The organism is Breznakiella homolactica (assembly GCF_016616095.2).
GTDB lineage: Bacteria > Spirochaetota > Spirochaetia > Treponematales > Breznakiellaceae > Breznakiella > Breznakiella homolactica.
This window is the reverse complement of record NZ_CP067089.2, coordinates 3,729,623-3,750,292: the sequence shown is the minus strand read 5'-3', so window position 1 is coordinate 3,750,292 and position 20,670 is coordinate 3,729,623. Positions and strand designations below refer to the sequence as shown.

At 55.0% G+C, this 20,670-nt stretch carries 14 protein-coding genes; 9 read left to right on the top strand and 5 right to left on the bottom strand.

Features of this window, described 5'->3' with window-relative positions:
• Positions 1–11 precede the first annotated feature (11 nt).
• Together pbpC and JFL75_RS16855 are read right to left on the bottom strand one after the other, a co-directional pair.
• Positions 12–2,318, bottom strand: a complete 2,307-nt coding sequence (gene pbpC / locus JFL75_RS16860; protein WP_215627839.1) for a penicillin-binding protein 1C — start codon at positions 2,316–2,318, stop codon at positions 12–14.
• Between the two features lie 28 nt (positions 2,319–2,346).
• A complete protein-coding gene (locus JFL75_RS16855; RefSeq protein WP_215627838.1) occupies positions 2,347–8,274 on the bottom strand; it encodes an alpha-2-macroglobulin family protein in 5,928 nt (1,975 codons plus the stop codon).
• Positions 8,275–8,795: 521 nt separating this feature from the next.
• Here JFL75_RS16855 and JFL75_RS16850 point away from each other — a divergent pair.
• From JFL75_RS16850 to rbp, 8 genes are all read left to right on the top strand, one after another.
• Positions 8,796–10,205 (top strand): response regulator transcription factor, encoded by a 1,410-nt coding sequence (locus JFL75_RS16850; RefSeq protein WP_215627837.1) that lies wholly within the window; start codon positions 8,796–8,798, stop codon positions 10,203–10,205.
• 386 nt (positions 10,206–10,591) lie between these two features.
• The gene (ilvB, locus tag JFL75_RS16845; RefSeq protein ID WP_215627836.1) at positions 10,592–12,301 is read left to right on the top strand and encodes a biosynthetic-type acetolactate synthase large subunit; all 1,710 of its coding nucleotides are present in this window, start codon (positions 10,592–10,594) and stop codon (positions 12,299–12,301) included.
• Between the two features lie 197 nt (positions 12,302–12,498).
• Positions 12,499–14,358 carry a molecular chaperone HtpG gene (htpG, locus tag JFL75_RS16840; protein ID WP_215627835.1) on the top strand — a complete coding sequence of 620 codons (1,860 nt, stop codon included), beginning with the start codon at positions 12,499–12,501 and terminating at the stop codon, positions 14,356–14,358.
• A 420-nt stretch (positions 14,359–14,778) separates the two neighbouring features.
• Positions 14,779–15,204: a hypothetical protein gene (locus JFL75_RS16835; RefSeq protein WP_215627834.1), complete on the top strand. Its 426-nt coding sequence runs from the start codon at positions 14,779–14,781 to the stop codon at positions 15,202–15,204.
• Between the two features lie 3 nt (positions 15,205–15,207).
• Positions 15,208–15,480, top strand: coding sequence for a hypothetical protein (locus JFL75_RS16830; protein WP_215627833.1), 273 nt, complete (start codon positions 15,208–15,210; stop codon positions 15,478–15,480).
• Positions 15,452–15,967, top strand: coding sequence for a hypothetical protein (locus JFL75_RS16825; protein WP_215627832.1), 516 nt, complete (start codon positions 15,452–15,454; stop codon positions 15,965–15,967). Before JFL75_RS16830 ends, JFL75_RS16825 begins: the two co-directional genes overlap by 29 nt.
• 40 nt (positions 15,968–16,007) lie before the next feature.
• Positions 16,008–17,384, top strand: a complete 1,377-nt coding sequence (radA, locus tag JFL75_RS16820; protein ID WP_215627831.1) for a DNA repair protein RadA — start codon at positions 16,008–16,010, stop codon at positions 17,382–17,384.
• 315 nt (positions 17,385–17,699) lie between these two features.
• Complete coding sequence (rbp, locus tag JFL75_RS16815; RefSeq protein WP_215627830.1) at positions 17,700–17,993, top strand: RNA-binding regulator; 294 nt, start codon at positions 17,700–17,702, stop codon at positions 17,991–17,993.
• 379 nt (positions 17,994–18,372) lie between these two features.
• Here rbp and JFL75_RS16810 read toward each other — a convergent pair whose 3' ends face one another.
• Together JFL75_RS16810 and JFL75_RS16805 are read right to left on the bottom strand one after the other, a co-directional pair.
• A complete protein-coding gene (locus tag JFL75_RS16810) occupies positions 18,373–18,759 on the bottom strand; it encodes a hypothetical protein (RefSeq protein ID WP_215627829.1) in 387 nt (128 codons plus the stop codon).
• Between the two features lie 12 nt (positions 18,760–18,771).
• Positions 18,772–18,993: a hypothetical protein gene (locus JFL75_RS16805; protein ID WP_215627828.1), complete on the bottom strand. Its 222-nt coding sequence runs from the start codon at positions 18,991–18,993 to the stop codon at positions 18,772–18,774.
• On the opposite strand from JFL75_RS16805, the gene JFL75_RS16800 reads away from it, so the two are divergent.
• Positions 18,994–19,440, top strand: coding sequence for a PTS sugar transporter subunit IIA (locus JFL75_RS16800; protein ID WP_215627827.1), 447 nt, complete (start codon positions 18,994–18,996; stop codon positions 19,438–19,440).
• A gap of 61 nt (positions 19,441–19,501) precedes the next feature.
• Here JFL75_RS16800 and JFL75_RS16795 read toward each other — a convergent pair whose 3' ends face one another.
• Positions 19,502–20,668 (bottom strand): hypothetical protein, encoded by a 1,167-nt coding sequence (locus JFL75_RS16795; protein WP_215627826.1) that lies wholly within the window; start codon positions 20,666–20,668, stop codon positions 19,502–19,504.
• Positions 20,669–20,670 lie beyond the last annotated feature (2 nt).

The following is a 20,670-nucleotide window of genomic DNA, read 5'->3' as shown; positions in this document are numbered from 1 at the left end:
CGTCAGGATCTTCACCGTACATCAAAATAAACCGAAGCCATGCTGCCGAATTGATCTTCAACAATTACCTCATGCTGTCCGCGGCTCAGGGGCAGCATGAATACCCCCGCCTGATTGACCGCCCCCTGAAGAACCCCATTCAGATAAACCATTGCGCCGGAAGCGAATCCCGCGGTTTCTATCCGCACACCCTGGGCTTCCGGAGGAAGGGAAGGATCAAGATAGAACAGGGAACCGGGACGGGGCATGCGGATAGCTCCGCCGCCGGATTCGCGGTCCGTCCCGCCCATACGGAACCGTTCCGTGAGCCATGACTGATATTCCGCCGGGTACACCAGCGTTCCTGCAGCCCGGTGCCAGGAGCACCGGCCGGGTTCCTGGCCGGGGGCAAACCATTCGGATACGGCACCGCCGCAGAACGGGCCCGCGGCCATCCCCGAAAGCGAACAGACAGCGGCTTCCGAAAGCCCCGCCGGCACCGGACCGCCGGGATGGTCCCGGTCCGCAGTGAACCGGGTTTCCCCGGAGCCTTCCATGGCGGATAAAATATCCGACACGATCCGGGCGGGGATGGAACTGCCGGTGCGTCCCACTACGGTTTCCCCGGAAAAATTGCCCATCCACACACCCACGGTAAAACGCCGGGTAGCGCCCAAAGCCCAGATATGCTGGAACTGGTTTGCGGTTCCGGTTTTGAACATGGCGGAAAAGGGCGTATTGAGACTCGGTGCCGGACCGAAGCCGGAAAAACGGCTCGCCCGGTCGGAAAGGATATCCGAAATGAGCCAGGCGGCTTGGGACGACATAAGGCTGCGGGTATTGCCTTCAATATTGGAATTGTACCGGTCATCCCCGGTCCACCGGAATTCCGCCGGTTCACCGCCCCGGGGAAAGGCGGAAAAAGCCCTGACCAGTTCTTCGAGACTGACTTCGGCGTTTCCCAGGGCAAGCCCGGTTCCGTGGCTGCCCATCCGGCCGCGGATGGAATCAAATCCCAGGGAAACAAGGTATTCCTCAAAAGCCCCGACTCCCAGACGTTCCAGGGTGTATACTGCGGGAATATTGAGGGACGAAGCCAAGGCAAGCCGGAGCCGCACCGGCCCGTTGAACCGCCGGTTGAAATTTGACGGAATATACGCTTCCCCGCCGCCGAAAATCGTGGGCAGGTCCGGAAGAATCTCGGCGGCAGTAAAGCCCCTGTCCAGTGCCATGGCGTACAGAAACGGTTTGAGGCACGAACCGGGTTGGTTTAAAACCCTGACGCCGTCAATTTTACCGGATGATTCATCGTCAAACCACGATTTTGAACCAACATATATCCGGACCGCGCCGGTATCGTTTTCAATTGCCAGCATGGCTCCGCTGCCGACCCGGTTCTGTTCGAGTCCGGACAGTTCCGCGGCCAGCCGTTCCTCGGCGTACCCCTGCAAACCGAGATCCAGGGTACTGGCCAGTGAAACCGGCGGCGTCCCCTTCTCTCCCGCGGAGACAGCGGTATTGGAGCGTATAGTTTGAAACAGGCGTTCGGTAAAATGGGGAGCCCGGAATGGGGCTTTTTCAGGATCCCCGGAATTGGAAGCTTCCAGGGCGGCCCGGCGCAAATCACCTTCGGACAAGGAAAGACCGCAGCGGTCCGCCAGAGCCACGGCGGCGGTTACGGCGGTTTCCGGATTATTCGCGGGATCGTACAGCCCCGGACGACGGGGAACCACCGCCAGAAGCAGCGCCTGGCTGTCATCCAGACGGTTTATATCCCGGCCGAACCTGGCCCGGGTCATGGCGGGAAGGCCTTCAATATTGCTTCCGAAGGGAATGCCGTTGAGATACAATTCCAGAATTTCTTTTTTTGAAAGTTTTGCTTCCAGCCGGAGCGCGTCCCAGGCCTCACCGGCTTTGCCCCGCATCCCGCCGCCGTGGGGCCGTATGAGCCGGGCGAGCTGCATGGTGACGGTCGACGCTCCGGATACGGTCCTGCCGGCCCGCCGGTTCCGCAAAGCGCTGCCCGCTATGGAAATAATATCGACCCCGGGATGGAAATAAAAACGCCGGTCTTCGGAACGGATAAATACCCGGACCGCCCCCGGTGGAATGGTATCCAGGGGTGCCCATTCCCGCTTGACTCCGTCATCGGCGGGAAAAACCCGGAGCACCCGGCTGTTCCGGTCACGGACCGCCAGGCCGTAGGAACGGGAACGGTACTGATCCAGTTCCGGGTATGGCATGAAAAAGAGAATGAGATGAACCAGAACCAGGAATCCCGCCGCACCGGCGGCGGCCAGCAGCAGCCGCCGGTGCCAAGGTTTCAGTAACACTGCCATGCCGGAAACACGCCGCCGATCCCGGGCCTTACTGCCGGGCTTCCGCGTCATCAGAGGAAATGATCCGGATTAATTCACCGCCGGATCTTCCGAATACTTCCCCTTCATACATGCATTCGGCGTTTGCCGGAGGAGTAGGATAAACCCCGGGCATTACCGCGCGGAACCGGAATTCAACAACCTGCCGGCCCTGGGCAAAGTAATCCCAATGGAACCGGGCTTCATCATCCATGATAAACCGCACCGGCCGCCAGTCATCCCACATCCATGGGTTATACTCAGCGCCGCGGTCCCGGGCCCGTTCATTGTTTTCCGCGTCCGGCGGAACCGACGCGCTGGTCACGAAATTGGCGTCAAGGATTTCCGCTCCCGACGGCACCGGCACCCTGAGTGCCAGGAAGGTCCTGGTCCGGGAACTGGAAACCACCACCCGGCGGGTATAAGTCTTACCCGCAGTCAGTTTTCCGTCGGTTACCGGATTTCCCTCATCATCAATGGTCTCGGCGAAGACACCGATTCCTTCGTCCCGGGCTTTAGCCAGTTCCGCGGGAATTCCGTACCGGAGGCTTGCCGTATAGAAAAGCTGGCCGGAGCCGTTCTTTTCCAGCCGCAGGGGCAGCAGGGTATCCCGCTTCATGGATGCCAGGAGATTGTCGGTAAACGCGAAGGTGCGGGAAACCGGCGTACCGGCATAAGAGCCGAAGGAGGCTGTTCCCTCATCAATCAGGAGAACCCCTCCCAGGGTGTTCTTGACGGAAAAGTCCTGTCCAATCCGCGCTTCGGAATCGGCAACCCGCCCGAAGGCAAGGATCGCCCAATAGCAGGAACTGGTGTTGCCCCATGTACCGCGGCGCTGCCGCTCGATCAGGGCTGTGGCGAGACGGCTGGTCATATCGTCTTCGGGACTGAGGGCTTGGTACAGCATAAGCGCCAGGGCGTAGCGGTCCGTATCGTAGCCCCAGTAATTCTCGCCCCGTTCATAGGTATCGGTAATATCCAGGGTTCTCGTTCCGGGCCGGATAAAACGTTTGATTTTATCCCGGGCGGAAACCGCGGTACTCTTCATGTTCAATTCCAGGGCCGCAAGGCCGGCGAATCCGTAACCGGATATTCCCAGGGTATCTCCCCTTTTGAGGAAATTATCGATTTCGCTTCCCACATTTTCCCGGTACATCGCCCGGACCCAGAGCAGGTACCCTTCCAGGAAGGGATCTCTCCCGGCGTAACGTTTGGCATAGTCCGAATTGGTCAGATAGTTCAGCATCTGCCGGGTGTTCATCGCCGCGGGTACACTGTAGCCCTTTTCTTTTGCCAGATGGGCGATGTGGGCGACCCTGAGGGTTACGTAGAATGAACCGTACTGGCCGCCGGGCCAGTACGGATAGGAACCGTCGGGAAGCTGGTTTTTCGCGATCAGCGCCAGTTCGTCCTCCACGGTCTTCCGGACGTCCGTAATGGGAGTTTCCAAACCAAAGGCCGAAAGATGCGGCCCGAACGCAACGATAGGCACAAGCCAGGCGGTCCGCTGTTCGAGGCAGCCATAGGGATACTCGAGAAGGTACTGCACCGCTTCCTGGAGCTGGGCGAGCCGGGACGCGGCAAGGACAAGGGAAAAACTCCCCGTGCCTTCGGGAATCGCCGACGGCAGGACGATCCCTTCCTCGGCAGCGGTATCATCAATGCCGAGACTGCCGATGGTGGAAACGGTCTCGAAAAGCACAGGCCGGTCAACCGTAAGGGGCCTGGTAATGCGTTCATTCACCAGGGGAGAACGGAGGGTAAAGGTAAGCCGGGATGTTCCGGATCCCACCGCGGCGACCCGGAAGGATACTTCCCTGCTTTCACCGGGACCGACGGTAACGGTCTTTGATACCTCGCCGTCCACAACCAGGGAAGCCTCCGTAAGCTCGGCGGAGTTCTCCTCCGGTCCGATATCGAGGGATACCGTTGCTTCCGCAGCCGCCTTATCAAGGTTGGTCAGTATCAGGGACACGGTTCCCGTATCCCGCCACCGGAGTTTGCGGGGCAGTGCCATGGTAGCCACCAGAGGCGCGCTTACCCGGAGATCCTGTTCCCGGATACCGTACCGGTCGGCACCCACCGCGACGGCGGTACACCGGTAGGTTGTAAGGGAATCGGGCAGGCTGAATCGGACCGTAACCGTGCCGTCCGCTCCGGTCACCAGGAACGGCTCGAAAACCGCGGTGGGCCGGAAGTCCTTCCGTTCTTCCAGTTTGGATTCATCCTCGGAATCGCCGCCCTGAAGATCCGACAGACTATACGTTACGGGATCTATCAGAAGGGAACGGCTGTCGGCTCCCCGGACACCCAGAGGATAATTCGAGGGGTTATAGAAGAAAGCCAGGGGATCCGGGACATGGTAATCGATCAGATCCACCACTCCCCGGTCCACGGCCATAAAACTCAGTTCAGCTCCGGGGACAGGCCTGCCGTTGAGGTTTACCGAAAGCCGGACCGACGCTTCCTCGCCGGGTCCGTAGGCGCCCTTGAGGGGTTCAATATCCACCGTATAGTGACGGCTGGTGTGATCCACATACAGGGCGGTCAGGCCGAAGAGTCCTTTGGGTTTATCCAGGTCCGGTTCGTAATAGGTATTCTCCGGCGGACCCGACCGTACGGTGTAGGACGACAGCGCCACGTATACAATAGGAACAAAGGATTCTTCAATAGGAACCGTTATGGTTTCCGCGGAACCATCCAGTTCAATAATTTTTTCCGAAATGATACCTTCCCGTTCCAGGGTCAGGAGATACTTTCCCTTGGGCAGGGGCGATCTGATGAGAATCGTGGCTGTTTCTCCCGGAACGTATTCGGTTTTATCCGTTGTGAGGCTGATGCTGTCGGCATCATCCGAACCCCAGCGCACCCATCCGGCGCCGCTGACGTAAAATCCGTACCGGGTAAATACCGGCCGGTCCTGCTGGTCCTTGCTCCGGATACGGATCTCCCACTGGCCGCTTTGATCCGGGGTAAACCGCAGGGTCCCGGAAAGATTGCCCCGAATACTGGAAAGGTCCGCGGTTTTTTCTTCCACCACTTTCTCGACCCGTTCCCAGACAAGGTTGACCCTGCCGCCGACTCCTGCCTGGCGGGTGGTTTTCCATTCGTAACGTATAAGCTGAAGAGAAACTTCCCCGTCCCATCCGGAGGGGGCGCTGAAGTAATTTCCCTCAGGAGTTACCAGAGCCCAGCTAAGGGTGGCGCTGCTGCCGGCCTTAAGTATCCTCGCCGGCGGGCGGCTGATACTGCCCGGAGCCGGCGCGGTATTTCCCGAGTCGAGCCGGGAAGCGATATAGAAGGAAGACGGATGGACCAGCACCGACGCGCGGCTGGAAATTTCCTGCCTTGCCGCGTCCTGCACCGAAGCTTCTACCCGGAACTGGTGAGGAACCCCCTCGACACCTCCCGAAGGACTGGCCTGAATTATGGAAGCGCTGCCGTCCGGTCCCAGGGTTCCTTCGCCGCGGCTCAGGGTCTCACGGTATCCATAAAATTCCGGACCGAACCGCCAATAGGTCCATACGCCGCCGGGGTTAAACCCCACGGGTTCCCGGGTCCAGAAGTATGTGTACGGAGCGCCGGACATGGCGCCCCCCGCCAGATAGGAGGCTTTAAGCTGTGCCGATACGGGTTCCCCGGCGGAAAAGCTCCGGCCCAGGAAAGAAAGGGATGATTCAAAACGGAGCCGTTCAAAATTGGCCACCACAAAGGTCACGTTCCGGCTGACCGATCCGCGGGTATAGCGGATGGTATACGTTCCGGGATCGAGATCCCTGGGAATACCGAAAGTACCGTAGCTCCCGCCGTTTTTCGTGGTACTCCCCGAAACCCTGGCAATCACCGGGGCCTGGTAGGCTCCGGTGCTCACTTCTATAGAATACGGCCCCACATAAGCCTGGTGTTCACCAAGGACAATATCCCGGTCAATACCCCGGAAGGTTACGGTTTCCCCGGGGCGGTACAGCCCGCGGTCGGTAAAAAGAAATACCAGGGACCGGCCTTTTTCGGCATCAAAGGGACTTACGGTTCCCTCAACCCTGAACCGCCACAGGTTATGGCTGCTGTTGGGAATAAACTCCGCTTCATCACCGCCGGCCATAGCTCCGCCGTTTTCGGTGACCTTGACCCGGAACCCTATGCCCATCCGGTCACCAACCGATGCCGAAGGGCTGGGATTGGTAAAGAGCGATACCAATTCACCCGGCGCCATTTCAAAGACCCCAAGGCCCGATGCATCGGCGGCTGTCCTGCGCAGGGAGGTATCACCCTCAAGCAGTTCGATCCCGGCGCCGGGGACGGGTTCCCCCGTGGAAATACGGGTTACCCAGACCAGGACTTTATTGTAGGCGTACCGCAGGGTAATTCCGAGATCGGTAACCTGCAGGGTCAGCCAGACATCGCCGTTTTCGATCCTCCCCGGCTGCCAGGCTGACGGATACCGGTACATCCAGCGCATGGCCACGGTTCCCCGTCCGCCCGGCCCGAGATACGGAGCCAGGTCATCCACAAAATAATACTTCTGGTTTTTTGGAATTACCGAAAGATCCACCGCGCTGAGGGAGGACGCGGGGGCGCGGACATAGGGACTGGATACGGACTGAATGGTCCTGCTGACCGAGAGAGGATTTTGGGTTTCCCACGCGTACCGCGGCGGAAAAGCTGCCTCCAGCATCCGGGATCCCCGGTCCTGGATATGCACATAGCTGTTCGCGGTTCCAACATTGATTTGAACGCGCCGGTCCTGGCCCAGTGAACGGCCCATTATATCCGTAACGTTCCCGGAAATATTTACCCAGTAACTTCGTTCATAATTCAGGGGGAGTTCGTTGAGCACGACCCGGCTTCCGTATACTTTTACGTTTTCCCGTTTTATGGGGGGAATTCCTTCAATAGAAAAGTACCGTTCGATATCTTTTTCATCCACCGCGTAGTTGAAGTCCACCAGAACAGGAATCGATGATCCCTGGAGTGTCCGGGGAGAAGCGCTGGTACGCGCGGAAATCCGTTCATAGGCAAAAGGCCGGAGGGTATGGAAACTGTACCGTGCCGGTTCATGGGAACCGAGCCAGCCTTCCCGGGACCGCGCGCCCTTGCGGACGGTAACTTCCATATCCGTGTCCACCGGCGGAGCCTGATCCATGGTAATCAGGACCGCCTGCTCCGGGGAAGAAATACGGCGGCTGCCGGTTTTCTCCGGCCGGGACAGGGTAAAAGGCCAGTTCTGCCGGTTTCCCCTGATCTCGATCCACTTAGCTATCTCATCAAGTTCAACGGGGTATGAAAAAACCACCGTAATATACCGGGCATCATCGGGATGGGCGCTCCGGATGTTGACCCAGGTTTCAGGATCCCCCAGCTGCCATGAAAGCACCGAAAGGCGTTCGGTTTCAAACGTGAAGCTCCGTTCCCCTTCAAGCCCTTTGCCTCCCAGGGAACGCAGTCGGTCGGATACGGTTACGGTATAGCGGTGCTGCGGAAGGACCGCCTCATCGGGTTCGAAGGAAAGAAGTTTCGATCCGTACCAGCGGTACACCCCTTTTAAAGGCGGATCTATAGTAAACACCCCCGCGTCTTCACGGATAGGTTCTCCCAATTTTGCCAGGGGCACCACAGGCTGGGAAAAAACCGCGTATATAGAGGGATTTTTAATTTCGTGGGGAAGCTCTCCCAGGGGACCAAAATCGGTAACCGTAAAAGGATCGTCACTTTCCTGGATCAAGCCCGCTTCGGTCTCAGTGTCGGCCGCCGCCTGGGCTTCGTAATAGGCAATACGGTAGGACGCGAGTTCCGGGACCGAATATCCGGCGGCCACAGCGCTCCCGGAAAAACTCGACACCGACCGGCTGACTTCCCCGGAATCCTTACGGGAACACCCCAGTACAAAAAGGATTATCAGCGCCATACCGGCGGAGCGGATGCGATTTCGTACTTTCATATATTCCCCCATATTAAGTATACACCGAATTACGGGGGGAGCACAGTGCTGTATATGCAGCAAGCACACAGGCAAACCGTACCTGCGGGTCCTGTCGGATAAAAATGGGAATGGCTCCTCGTCGGCCTGCGGCCTCGAAAGTCGCTCATTCCCATTTTTATCCGACACCCGGCGTTCCCCTTTTACACCTAAGTGCTTGCTGCCTCTACTTGTCAGGTTACGTCTTTCCTGGAGGGCTGTTCTCCCTCGCTCCAAAGGTATATGCCTTTCAGTGTGAACACTCCTCCGGTGCCGACGCGGTTCTGTTCAAGCCCGGACAATTCCGCGGCCAGTCATTCCTCGGCAGCCCGGCGCAGGTCATCTTCGGACACAGAAAGACCGCAATTGATTAAAATCCTTCTATAGCCGGCAATAGTATACGGGCCAGAGGCCGGACATTCCCGGGGAAAATTCCTGGTCCGGCCTATAATTTCCCTATAGACCAGGTTATCAAGGCGGCGGCATACGTTTATAATACGGCGATGAAGAAAACCATGGTATGGATTTCCTTTGCCGCGCTGGCCCTGAGGACCGCAGGCTATTTTCTTACCTATGTTCTTACGGAAATGGGCCGGCCGGTTATGAGCGGCGGTGATCAATGGATTTACGTGAGCGCCTCTGCGGCGGCTCTGGCGGCGGCCCTGATTCTTCCCCTGGTAATGCCAGTTCCCCGGGGATATCTTCTTACTTTGCCCCGGCGGCTGCGGCTTGCGCTGGGGTGTCTCTTCTGCGGATTCGGCCTGGCCATGGCGGTCTGCCCTTTTGAAACATACATCCACAGCCCGCTGGTCCGCAATCTGGTCACCTTTTTCATAGGCTTCCAGGCGGTACTGAGCCACGGCTTTTTCTTCCTGGGGACCGAGTCTCTGGAGGAGCGGCCCCGGGGCCGGGGATTGCGGGTGCTGCTTTTTGCCCTGGCAATGCCCCTGGCCTCCCTGGTTCAGACCGGGGCTATGTACTATCTGGAAAGCGCGGGAAACACCACCGGGGCTCTCGGGGTTGTGTTCGGAATAAACCGGGGCATCGCTCTGGTCGTTTTTCTTTTGAATCTGGCTCTGTTTCTCGTTCTGGAATACCGCCATGCCGGGATCGAGGCCCCTGGCCGCGAAGCGGCCGCCCCGGCAGAACCGGGTCGGCCGGTCCTGCGGCTTGTTCTGGCGCTGGTGGTGTTTTACCAGCTCAGCGGTTTCTTAAACGCCCAGCTCTATCCCTTTGTCCATCTGGGAGGACAGGTCCGGCCTCTGACATTGCTCATTCTGGTAGCCCTGCCGCTGATGGGCTACTGGGCGGGGACCCATCCCGCCCGGCTGCTTAAACAGGGCTATCCCCTAGCCGCCGCCTTTTTTGTCCTGGCCCCGGCGCTTTTCCTCCTGGAAGAATCTGCTTTCCTGTATGTGCTTGTCTATACTCTGGTGGTCATCTGCCAATTGGCCCTTTCCAATACCGCTCCTTTTCTGGCCCTGGCTTACAGTTACAGACTTTATTGGTTTTATTTCCTGGCTTCCCTGACCTATGCCTGGCGTATTCCTTCGTTTTTCAGCGCCTGGGCTCTGCGCCATTTTTCCGTTTCAACGGGGATCAGCACCTTTACCGCCACCGTGCTGGCCCTGGTTTTTTATTTCCTCATCCGGAAGCTGCCTCTTCCTGCAAAGGAAACCGGCGCGTCCCGGACTATTACCGATCAGGATATTAAGACCAAGCTTTCCCGGCGGGAGCAGCAGATCGCTTATCTGCTGATTCAGAACCTTACCAACAAAGAAATCGCCGAACAGCTCTTCATCAGCGAGGGGACCGTGGAAAACCACAACCACCGGGTATACCGCAAGCTCGGTGTGCCCGACCGACTGGAACTGAGAACACGGTATGCGGACAAAGGGCTTCCCGGGAATTGACTTTACCGGCTAAGGCGGCGGGACGGCCTTGCCGCTTCCCGCTGTAGTTTTACCTCATGTTCAGGCAGAACCCCCGGACCGGTAATTTCTTACTTATTTGCATCTATTTTGGCAATAATGCGGCTGCCCTGCGGCAGGAATTGACAAGAAAAAAAAGACTGTGTTACAATTTCAATATGAGCACTGCGGAAATGTCCCATCAGTATAATGCCTCACCGACGTACAGCGGGATAGCAGTGTATTCTTCAACCTCCAATGTCCTAGGCCTAGTATCCGTAGTAGTACCTCATTCACAAAACCGGTATACGCCGTAGGACCAGGAAAAAGTATTCTTTGGCCCCCGCTGGTGTGTACCGGCGGGGGCTTTTTTTGTATAGGAGCGCGTTATGACATTAAACGGAGCGGAAATAATTACCGGTATTTTGGAACGGGAAGGTATTACCATAGTTTCGGGGATTCCCGGGGGATCGAATCTGCCCCTGTACGACGCCCTGGGAAAAAGCACTATCCGGCATATCCTTGCCCGCCACGAACAGGCGGCGGGGTTTATCGCCCAGGGCATTGCCCGGTCCACCGGAGAAGTTGGCGTCTGCTTCGCCACCAGCGGCCCCGGGGTAACCAATCTCCTCACGGCCATCGCCGACGCGAAGCTCGATTCCATTCCTATAGTTGCTATCACCGGTCAGGTCACCCGGGCGCTGCTGGGCACCGACGCGTTCCAGGAAATCGACACCTTCGGCCTTTCCCTTCCTATTTCGAAACACTCCGCCATGGTGTATTCCGCGGAGGAACTCCTGACGGAACTGCCCCGGGCTTTCCGGATTGCCCGGTCAGGCCGTCCCGGGCCCGTTATTATCGATGTTCCCAAGGATGTCCAGACGGAACTGTGTTCCTTTGAACATTGGCCCGCGGCCCGGGAATCCGATCCGCTGCCGGTGCCCGATGCGGCGGCCCTCGATACCATGGCGGCAATGATCGATTTCGCGGCCCGGCCGCTTATTTACGCCGGGGCTGGCTGCGCCGCTTCCCGGGAATCCGCCGCGGCGCTCCGCGGTTTTTCAGAAAAGTTTTCCATTCCCCTGGTTCATACATTCCTTGCCCTGGGAGCGCCCGACCCCGGGAATGGGTTCAACCTCGGTATGCTGGGCATGCACGGGACCCGGGCGGCGAATACGGCGGTGAGCGAATGCGACCTGCTGATTGCCGCCGGAGCCCGGTTCGACGACAGGGCCACCGGAACCCTGGGATCCTTCGCTCCGGAGGCACGGATCATTCATATCGACATAGACGGAGCGGAAATCTCGAAACTCCGCCGCCCCGAGGTAAGTCTCGTTTCCGACGCCGGGACCGCGTTTACGGAACTCAGCCGGCGGTGCGCCTCCGCGGAGCGGCCCCACTGGGAGGAACGGGTCAGGACCCTCAAATCCCTGGAACCGGATCCCGCCGCCATCCCCGCGGAACATCCCGTTTCGTTCCTCGCCGCCGTTTCGGGAATACTCGAACCAGGGACCATAGTCGCCACCGATGTGGGGCAGCACCAGATGTGGGCGGCCCAGGCCATCACCGTTGAGGAACCGCGGACGTTCCTGAGTTCCGGCGGACTCGGAACCATGGGCTTCGGCCTGCCGGCGGCCATCGGCGCGGCCCTGGCAAACCCGGACAAACGGGTTGTCTCCATATCAGGGGACGGTTCCCTGCTGATGAATATCCAGGAATTCGCTACCCTGGCGGAAACAAAGGTAAACGTAAAAATTATCATCATGGACAACGGCCAGCTCGGACTCGTCCGACAGCAGCAGGAACTGTTCTATAATAAGCATTTCGTAGCGTCGGATTTTGAAGTCCGTCCCGATTTCTGCCTCATCGCGGCCGGGTTCGGCCTTCCGTCGCTGGACCTCCGGAAATGCGGTGATCCCATGGCGGACCTCAAAACATTTCTCGCGGCCGAAGGTCCGGGAATCGTGCGGGTTCCCGTAGACGGCAGCGCCAATGTTTACCCCATGGTTCCTCCGGGAGCGCCCAACCATGAGGCGGTCGGAACCTACGGACAGCGGAGGATACCCAAAACCGCCGCGGAACAGGAAGCATCCGCCTGATACTTCAAGGCACCCGCCGGGTACTAACCCCTGTCAGGAAAATACTCTCAGTATCAGCACTATTCCTGAAATAGTTCAGAATGCGGCTGCCCTGCTGTTTTTCCCCTTGTCATGGTACGGACACCTTAGTATTTTAGATATAGGGACTAGGTTTCTTTTTAGTTCTCCAATTCACAAACCGCTAAGGAGTCTCATACATGGCACAGCACCAGTTTCAAACCGAGGTAAGCCAGCTTCTGCACCTCATTATCCATTCTCTGTACTCAAACCGCGAAATTTTTCTCAGGGAAATTGTATCCAACGCGTCCGACGCGCTGGATAAGCTGAAATATCTCACCGTCGCGGACGACGCCTATAAGTCCGTCACCTTCGATCCGCGGATCGACATATCCTTCGATAAGGATGCAAAAACCCTGACCATTGCCGATACGGGCATCGGTATGAATGAACAGGACCTCACCGAATCCCTGGGAACCATCGCCCGGTCCGGGACCAGGGCTTTCCTCGAAAAACTCGCGGAAGACGCGAAAAAAGATTCCAACCTTATCGGCCAGTTTGGGGTGGGCTTCTATTCGGCATTCATGGTGGCCGACAAAATAGACGTGATTACCAAAAAAGCCGGGGAAGACCAGGCGTGGAAATGGACCAGCGACGGCAAGGAAGGGTACGACATCGAAAAAGCCCAGCGTGACTCCCAGGGCACGACGGTCATCCTCCACCTCACCGAAGAAGGCCTGGAATTCGCCAACCGGTGGTCCATCGAAGATATCATAAAACGGTATTCCAACCATGTGGCGTTCCCGATTTACCTCACCTTTGAGGAGAAAAAATGGGACGACAAGGGCAAGGAAACGGGCTCGGAAACAAAGACCGAACGGATCAACTCCGGGACGGCTATCTGGCGCCAGGCAAAAAACGAGCTCAAGGAAGAGGATTACGTTGAATTTTACAAACAGATCGGCCACGATTCCGAGCCGCCCCTCTTCTACCTCCATACCCGGGCGGAAGGAACCCTGGAATATACCACCCTGTTCTATATTCCCGAAAAAGCGCCCTTCGACCTGTACAATGTGGACTACAAAGCCGGGGTCAAGCTGTACGTTAAACGGGTCTTTATCACCGACGACGACAAGGAACTCATGCCCACGTACCTCCGTTTTGTCCGGGGGGTCATCGATTCCGAAGACCTTCCCCTCAATGTGAGCCGGGAAATCCTCCAGCAGAACAAGGTCCTGCTCAACATCAAAAACGCTTCGGTTAAAAAGCTGCTGTCGGAATTCAAAACCATTTCCGAAAATAACAAGGAAAAATGGGAAACCTTCGTATCCCAGTACAACCGTCCTTTAAAAGAAGGTTTGTACCAGGATTTTACCAACCGGGAGGCGCTCCAGGAACTGGTCCGTTTCAAAAGCTCCTCAGAAGAAGGATGGACGAGTCTGGCGGATTACACCGGCAGGATGAAGTCCGACCAGAAGTATATTTATTACATCACCGGGGGCGACGAAAAAACCCTCAAAGCCTCCCCCTTGCTCGAAGCCTACAGGGCAAAAAACATCGAAGTCCTTATCATGGATGATGAAATTGACGATATCGTCATTCCTTCCATGGGCAAATACAAAGACTGGGAATTCAAAGCCGTAAACCGGTCCGGCGCGGATGAGGAAATCGGGGAAAAGAAGGATAAAAACGCGGAAAAAGAAATAAAGCCGGTCCTGGAAAAAATCAAAAACGCCCTGGGCGACCGGGTCAAAGACGTTAAACTGTCCCGGCGCCTCCATGATTCCCCGTCCTGCATCGTGGCGGACGAAAACGATCCCACCATACAGATGGCCCAGATGCTTAAAGCCATGGGCCAGGGGGAGATGGCCGACGTAAAACCCATCCTCGAAATCAACGGAGACCACCCTATTGTCGTGTCCATCAAAAATACCGACGATGAGGAACGGATCGCCGATACTGCGGGCGTTCTTTTGGATCAGGCCCTGCTTCTGGAAGGGGTAAAGATCAAAGATCCCGCGGATTTCGTCAAACGGCTCAACCGGCTACTCTCAAAATAACCGATTCCGATTATGCAAAAAGCCCGGAAATCCGCTGGTTTTCCGGGCTTTTCTGTCTGATTTCCGCAAAAATCTTTATAAATTTTTTTGTATATATATGATTTCTATTATATTTGTCATAAAATACCGGTATTTTCTCTATAAAAATTGTAAAAATCTCTAAAATATGCATAAATTATAATTAGTCAAGTTTGGAGGGGAAGTAGAAACAAAGAAGTCAGTTTCTTTGGGAGGGTGTTCCTATGCTGAAAAAAGAATAATAAAAATTCAAAACGGATATCATTATCCGGTTTCAAGCACATAGAAGATACGGTGTGCGTAATTACTGCTATCCCATAAATAATAGGCGATAGCTTTTTTTTGCGGCAAAAATACCGGTCTTTTATGACCCAACCCTAATTGTAAAAAAGGAACACTGCCATGGATTTAAAAGACTTTTTGTACCACTACTATACGATCTACCTGTCGGAACTTATCAAAGAAGAATATATCAGGGAAAACTGGGTTGACGGATACGTCGACTCCGAATCCAACTGCATGCAATACATGCAGGACCTAATCAACGCCGAAAATATCATCAAAAAGATGGAAGACTCCATTAAGCGCCCCCTGGAGGACAGCGAATGCCAGAAAGTTCTCATGGGCCTCAAAAAAATACGGATGGAGAAGTCCTATTCCTATCTTGCCTCATCCTTCCTGTCGTATATCAATAATCAGAAGCCCCTGCCGGTGGAGTCCCATTTCAAGTTCGAAAAACGGCTGTATGAACTGCGGGACGAAAACAGCTTTAACATCGATTACCTGACGGAAATGAAAAAAATTGAAGAAGAATATTTAAGGAGATAAACTATGGAACGGAATGTAAAAAAACATATGACCCCGCGGGAAGAAATTATCGATTTTTATAAACTGGTTTCAAAATCCAGGCACTGTACCTTCGACCAGGTCAGGGATCAGTTCGCGTCGCTGCGGGTAGAAACCATGGTCTGCGATATCAGCAAAAGCCTGCGGCAAAACATTTCAAGCCCTAAACAGTACAATGAAAAAGACATAAAGTCCGACGACATGTACAACCTCATGACAAGGGACTACTATGGAAATCATAGACGAAATAGTTTCTGAAATCGACACCTATGTGGATTACGTTTCGGCGCTGGAACTGATAGCAAAGGAACTGAACGCCAGTATTATCCAATCACCGCTCCAGAATTTCAATGATGTCATGTGGCATTACAAGGAACTCTACGAGCTTGAGAAAAACAGCGATGCCAGCGGTGATGAACCCACATCAATAGTGCATATTTACTCAATAGAAGAACATCTATACTGCGGGCTTAAGGATATAACGATCGCGATTATTGATACAATAAAATACCGGATAAAGAAATTTCTGGACGCGGATCCGGGGTCCTACAAGAAAAAACAGGGACTCCGGACCCTTTACCAGGAATATAAATTTCTGGAAATAAACATCAAGACCAACGAAATCGGACAGTGTTCATTGCATTATATGGAAACCGCGATCATCAGTCTTAAACAGCTGTATATCAAAACCCTGGAACTTTGCAGGAGACTCGGAATCGAACGAACAATCATCCGCGGTTTATAGCCTTCCCGGTCCCCTGGTATATTTGCTATAGTTGTGGGGCATGAAAAAGCAGAAACAGTTTATTTTCCGTTGTTCTTCCTGCGGCCATGAAGAACCCAAATGGCTGGGACGCTGTCCGGAGTGCGGAGAGTGGAACACCCTCGTAGAGACCGCGGCGGCGAAAAACAGCCCCGGACTGCCCAAGGGCGGCAGCGCCGGTGTGCCCCAATCTCTTCCTCTTTCATCGGTGAACCCGCAGGAAGGGAGCCGTATCCCCAGCGGTATCGGGGAGCTCGACCGGGTTCTGGGGGGCGGTATCATGAAGCGTTCCGCCGTTCTTGTCGGAGGAGAACCGGGAATCGGAAAATCGACACTGCTGCTGCAGGCTGCCGCGGCCGCCGAGACCAACGGGCGGATCCTGTATATTTCGGGGGAAGAATCCGCCGGACAGGTCCGCATGCGCGCCGACCGGCTCGGAATTACCGGGGAACGGATAGAAATTGTCTGCACCGGCAGACTGGAGGATATTGAGACCATACTGGAGGCGGTAAAGCCCATAATTATCGTGGTTGATTCCGTTCAGACACTCTTCAGTCCGGAGGTCGGTCTCGTTCCCGGAACAGTTAACCAGATGAAATTCTGCTCATTTGAACTTATTTCCTGGGTAAAGGAACGGGACGCCGCGCTTTTTCTGGTAGCCCATGTTACCAAAGACGGCACCATAGCCGGCCCTAAGGCGCTGGAACACATGGTGGATACGGTACTGTATTTCGAACAGACCGACGGAGACAGCCGTTTTCTCCGGGCCTCAAAAAACCGCTTCGGTTCGGTGGATGAAATCGGAATTTTCACTATGGGAGAAAAAGGTCTTGCCGTGGTGGAAGATCCTTCCGTACTTTTTCTCGTAAGCCGCGAAGGGGAGCTCCCCCCGGGGGTTGCCACCGCCGCGGTACTCGAAGGATCCAGGACGCTGCTGGTGGAAATCCAGGCACTGGCGGTTCCGGCAAAGGGTTCCATGAGCCGGGTTTTTTCGGACCGCATTGATGCCGGAAGAGTCTCCCGGGTAGCGGCGACCCTGGAAAAACACCTTAAACTTAATCTTTCGGACCATGATCTGTATGTCAATGTCGCCGGTGGTATCCGCATCGCCGAAGTCGGCGTGGAACTTGCCCTGGGCGCCGCGTTGTATTCAGCCAGAACGGGGATCCCCCTGCCGCCGCGCACAGCCATAGCCGGTGAACTGTCCCTGGCCGGTGAGGTCAGGCCCGTCAGAAGGCTTCCCGGACGAATCAAGACCGCGCGGAATTTGGGGTTCGACTGTTTCCTGGGTCCGGTCCCGGATAACCAGGATTATTCGGGCGATCCCATCCCCAGCGAAACGGATACCCTGCGGTACGTAAAAGATCTGCGTTCGTCAATAGCAAACCTTTTTACATGAAACGCTGACATTGCCGGAAAACCCCATAAAAAACGGTATAAAAATAAAATTTTGCTTGACGGCAGTCATAAACTGGGATACTGTTTCAATGTACGGGAATTAGTTGAGTGTTTTATGATATGGCAGGACTCCTTTGAAGTCCGATTCTTTTAAAAAGCAGCTCATTGTCTTTCTCCTTTACCGCTCTATGCAATATCCAAGTACAATAATTATCTCATCCAAACTCTCCTTATACAGGAAGAGAGGAGACGTCTGTGTAAACGGGCGTGAATAACAGCGTACCCGGGCGCATATCCGGGAGAAGGAAAATTCTCAATGGCTAAGAAACTGTATGTCGGCAACCTTTCCTACAACACATCCGAAGACGGGCTCCGAAATCTGTTTTCAAATTTCGGAAGTGTCGCCTCCGCGAAAATTATTTTCGACCGCGAAACCGGCAATTCCAAAGGATTCGGATTTGTTGAAATGAGCACCGATGAGGAGGCAAACGCCGCCATCGCCGGTACAAACGGCCGTGAATTTGACGGCCGTCAGCTCCGGGTCAACGAAGCTATGGATAAACCCCGCCGGGACCGGAACAGCGACGGCGGCGGATACGGCAGCTGGTGATTCCAGTATCAGTTTACACGGCTTACTGTTCCGGGAGGAGGAACAGTAAGTCTTAGGCATAAAATATAATAAAAAAGCCGGCATGACGCCGGCTTTTTCTTTGCCCCACCCTCCCGGTCTTCACAATCCGGTTTTCCCTGGGGCATGCTTTTATAAAGCATTACAACTAATTCCTAGGTTAACTCTTACTGTCTCTGAACGGCCGGCAGGTTTTACCGTACCGGCCATGATACTTCAGGCGGATTACCCATACGGGACCTCCTCTAACGCGGAACATTCCGCAGCAAATTCCGTCAAGCCAAATATTTAACGGATCATACTGTATTTCTCTGTAATTAAATATACTACTATTCCCTTCGAAAGCAAGAAAAAAATTACATTAGTTTAAAATTCCCCGGGAAAGGAGTTCTCCCATGAGGCCGGTAAGGGTATCGAGATCCATGGCTCCCGACGCGTCCTCCAGGGTTTCCCGGATTTCCCGCCAGTCTTCGGTATCCAGTTCCATGGTTCCATCATCGTATTCCCCCAGGAAAAAAGCCGCCAGATATCCCAGTTTCCTGAGGGAAGCGGGATCCCTTCCGCTGATCCGTTCAAGGGTCCTGAAATACGTATCCTCCGCGGCGGCGGAGCCGATCACCGGGGCGATCAGCCTGGAAAACTCATGGGCCAGCCGTTCCTTATCCGCCTGGCCGACCGTCAGCCGGTTATCCCGGAAGGATGATTCAACCCTGCTTAATTGTGAGAAAAAATGGTCTATAGGACGCATGGCAGTACCATACTACAGATACCGGGAAAGAACCAGGGCAGCCGCGGTATGCTTTTCCGGGTAACAGTACAGAAGCATGGCCATACCGGTAACGCGGGGTGCCGGGCAGTCCGGCAGGCCCCCCGACTCGGTTATTCCCATGCTTCCGGGCTTTTTCGGCGGCAGCAACGCAGGCACCCTGCTGCGGTACCGCAAATCCTTGACTTTTCCCGTATTGAGTTTTACACTCAACATATGAATCTCAAGACTGTGTTAACCAAAGAAACCATAAGCCTTCATTTAAAAGGCACCACAAAAGAAGAAATTATCAATGAACTGCTTGATATACTGGTAAAAGCAGATAAGATAAAAGACCGGAAAGCGGCCCTCGACGCCATCATGGACCGGGAGCAGAAAATGTCCACGGGCATGAAACACGGCATTGCCATTCCCCATGGAAAAAGCAATACCGTACAGGATCTTGTGGCCTGCATTGGTGTTTCTGATAATCCCGTTGATTTCGACTCCCTGGACCATGAACCCTGCAGGATTTTTATCATGACCCTGTCTCCGGTGGAAAAAACCGGTCCCCATCTCCAGTTTCTGGCGGAAGTCAGCCTTCTGTTCAAGAGCGCCGAAAAACGGGAAGAAATCCTCAGCGCGAAAAACGAAGAGGATGTCCTTAAAATTCTGACGGAATAACTATTTGTTTCCGCAAAAAAAAGAGACCCCAAAGGGTCTCTTTTTTATTGGACGGCGCCGCTTAACTGATATTCTTTAAGGCTTCATTGGCCAAATTCTTGACCGCGTTGGTCCAGTCAAGGCTGAGAACCGTTCTCAGGGCGTTGCGTCCCTCGCTCCGGCCGGTGGCTCCCAGGGCAGGAATAACAGCCCGCACCATGCGTTCATCATCCTGTGTCAGGGTACCGCTCTGGAGTTTGGAATTGAGAATCATCAGGAAGGACGACAGCAGCTGGGCCGATTCCTGCGTTGCCAGGGCCGACAGGGTCGATACGGCGCCGAGTCTTTCCTCCCAGTCGGTTCCTTCCTTATAAGACCGCTCCAGCAGGGGATATACCGCGGAATCGCCGATCCCGTAGCGCTGGATCATATCCATAGCCTGTTTCCGTATGGTATTGAGCAGCATCCGGTCCCGGGTATTGCTGGTGGAAGCCCGCCAGCCTTCAGAATATGCCGCCAAGGCGACCGAAGCCTTGGCTTCGTTGGATGTATTCGACGCTTCCATGGTGCGGAGGGCCTGATATTTTGGATCGTACCCGTATGAAGATGAGCGGATCACCTGGGTAAGCGGTTCCGTGGGATCTTCCAGAATAAGGGGCAGGCTCTGCCGGGCAAGGCCTTTGATGCGTTCGGAATACCATCCGATGGAGGCAAAGAACACCGGAAGGTACCCCGCGGGATCACCCATTTTTTCCAGGCACAGAATCGCGCCGTAGGCTATTTTTTCCCCGGTTTCAAAATCCGTGGTCGGCGCCTGGTTGAGATCATTCAGGACTTTGTTTACCTGGGGAAGAAATTCCGTCGCCTGCATGCGGCCCAGGGAAATCAGGGCTTCGGCTTTGACCAGGGGATTGGAAAAAACCTCCACGGTTTTCCACACATCCCCGGCGGAAGCGGTGTATTTTGCGTTTCCCAGAAGGTACGTCAGAATCCGGGCGGATTCGTCCGTGGCATCCCTGTCCGCGGGGGCTCTGATATTGGACTGGAAGGCAATAAGGTTTTTCAGCGCTTCCGCGTAAAACTCTCCGGCCCCGGGCAGATCCGCTTCGACAACGGCTTTAAGAATCCCGAGCCGGCCCGTCGCGGTATCCACATTGTAATAAAGAAAACTATACAGTTCTAATTCATCATCCGCAAAAACGGAAAATCCGGCAAAAAGGATCAATATGGCACAAATTATGCGTTTCATAG

Coding starts and splice junctions, on each gene's coding strand:
- JFL75_RS16795 (WP_215627826.1), bottom strand. CDS start 20,668: ATGAAACGCATAATTTGTGCCATATTGATCCTTTTTGCCGGATTTTCC.
- ilvB (WP_215627836.1), top strand. CDS start 10,592: ATGACATTAAACGGAGCGGAAATAATTACCGGTATTTTGGAACGGGAA.
- JFL75_RS16800 (WP_215627827.1), top strand. CDS start 18,994: ATGAATCTCAAGACTGTGTTAACCAAAGAAACCATAAGCCTTCATTTA.
- rbp (WP_215627830.1), top strand. CDS start 17,700: ATGGCTAAGAAACTGTATGTCGGCAACCTTTCCTACAACACATCCGAA.
- JFL75_RS16825 (WP_215627832.1), top strand. CDS start 15,452: ATGGAAATCATAGACGAAATAGTTTCTGAAATCGACACCTATGTGGAT.
- JFL75_RS16850 (WP_215627837.1), top strand. CDS start 8,796: ATGAAGAAAACCATGGTATGGATTTCCTTTGCCGCGCTGGCCCTGAGG.
- JFL75_RS16810 (WP_215627829.1), bottom strand. CDS start 18,759: ATGCGTCCTATAGACCATTTTTTCTCACAATTAAGCAGGGTTGAATCA.
- JFL75_RS16830 (WP_215627833.1), top strand. CDS start 15,208: ATGGAACGGAATGTAAAAAAACATATGACCCCGCGGGAAGAAATTATC.
- pbpC (WP_215627839.1), bottom strand. CDS start 2,318: ATGGCAGTGTTACTGAAACCTTGGCACCGGCGGCTGCTGCTGGCCGCC.
- htpG (WP_215627835.1), top strand. CDS start 12,499: ATGGCACAGCACCAGTTTCAAACCGAGGTAAGCCAGCTTCTGCACCTC.
- radA (WP_215627831.1), top strand. CDS start 16,008: ATGAAAAAGCAGAAACAGTTTATTTTCCGTTGTTCTTCCTGCGGCCAT.
- JFL75_RS16835 (WP_215627834.1), top strand. CDS start 14,779: ATGGATTTAAAAGACTTTTTGTACCACTACTATACGATCTACCTGTCG.
- JFL75_RS16855 (WP_215627838.1), bottom strand. CDS start 8,274: ATGAAAGTACGAAATCGCATCCGCTCCGCCGGTATGGCGCTGATAATC.
- JFL75_RS16805 (WP_215627828.1), bottom strand. CDS start 18,993: ATGTTGAGTGTAAAACTCAATACGGGAAAAGTCAAGGATTTGCGGTAC.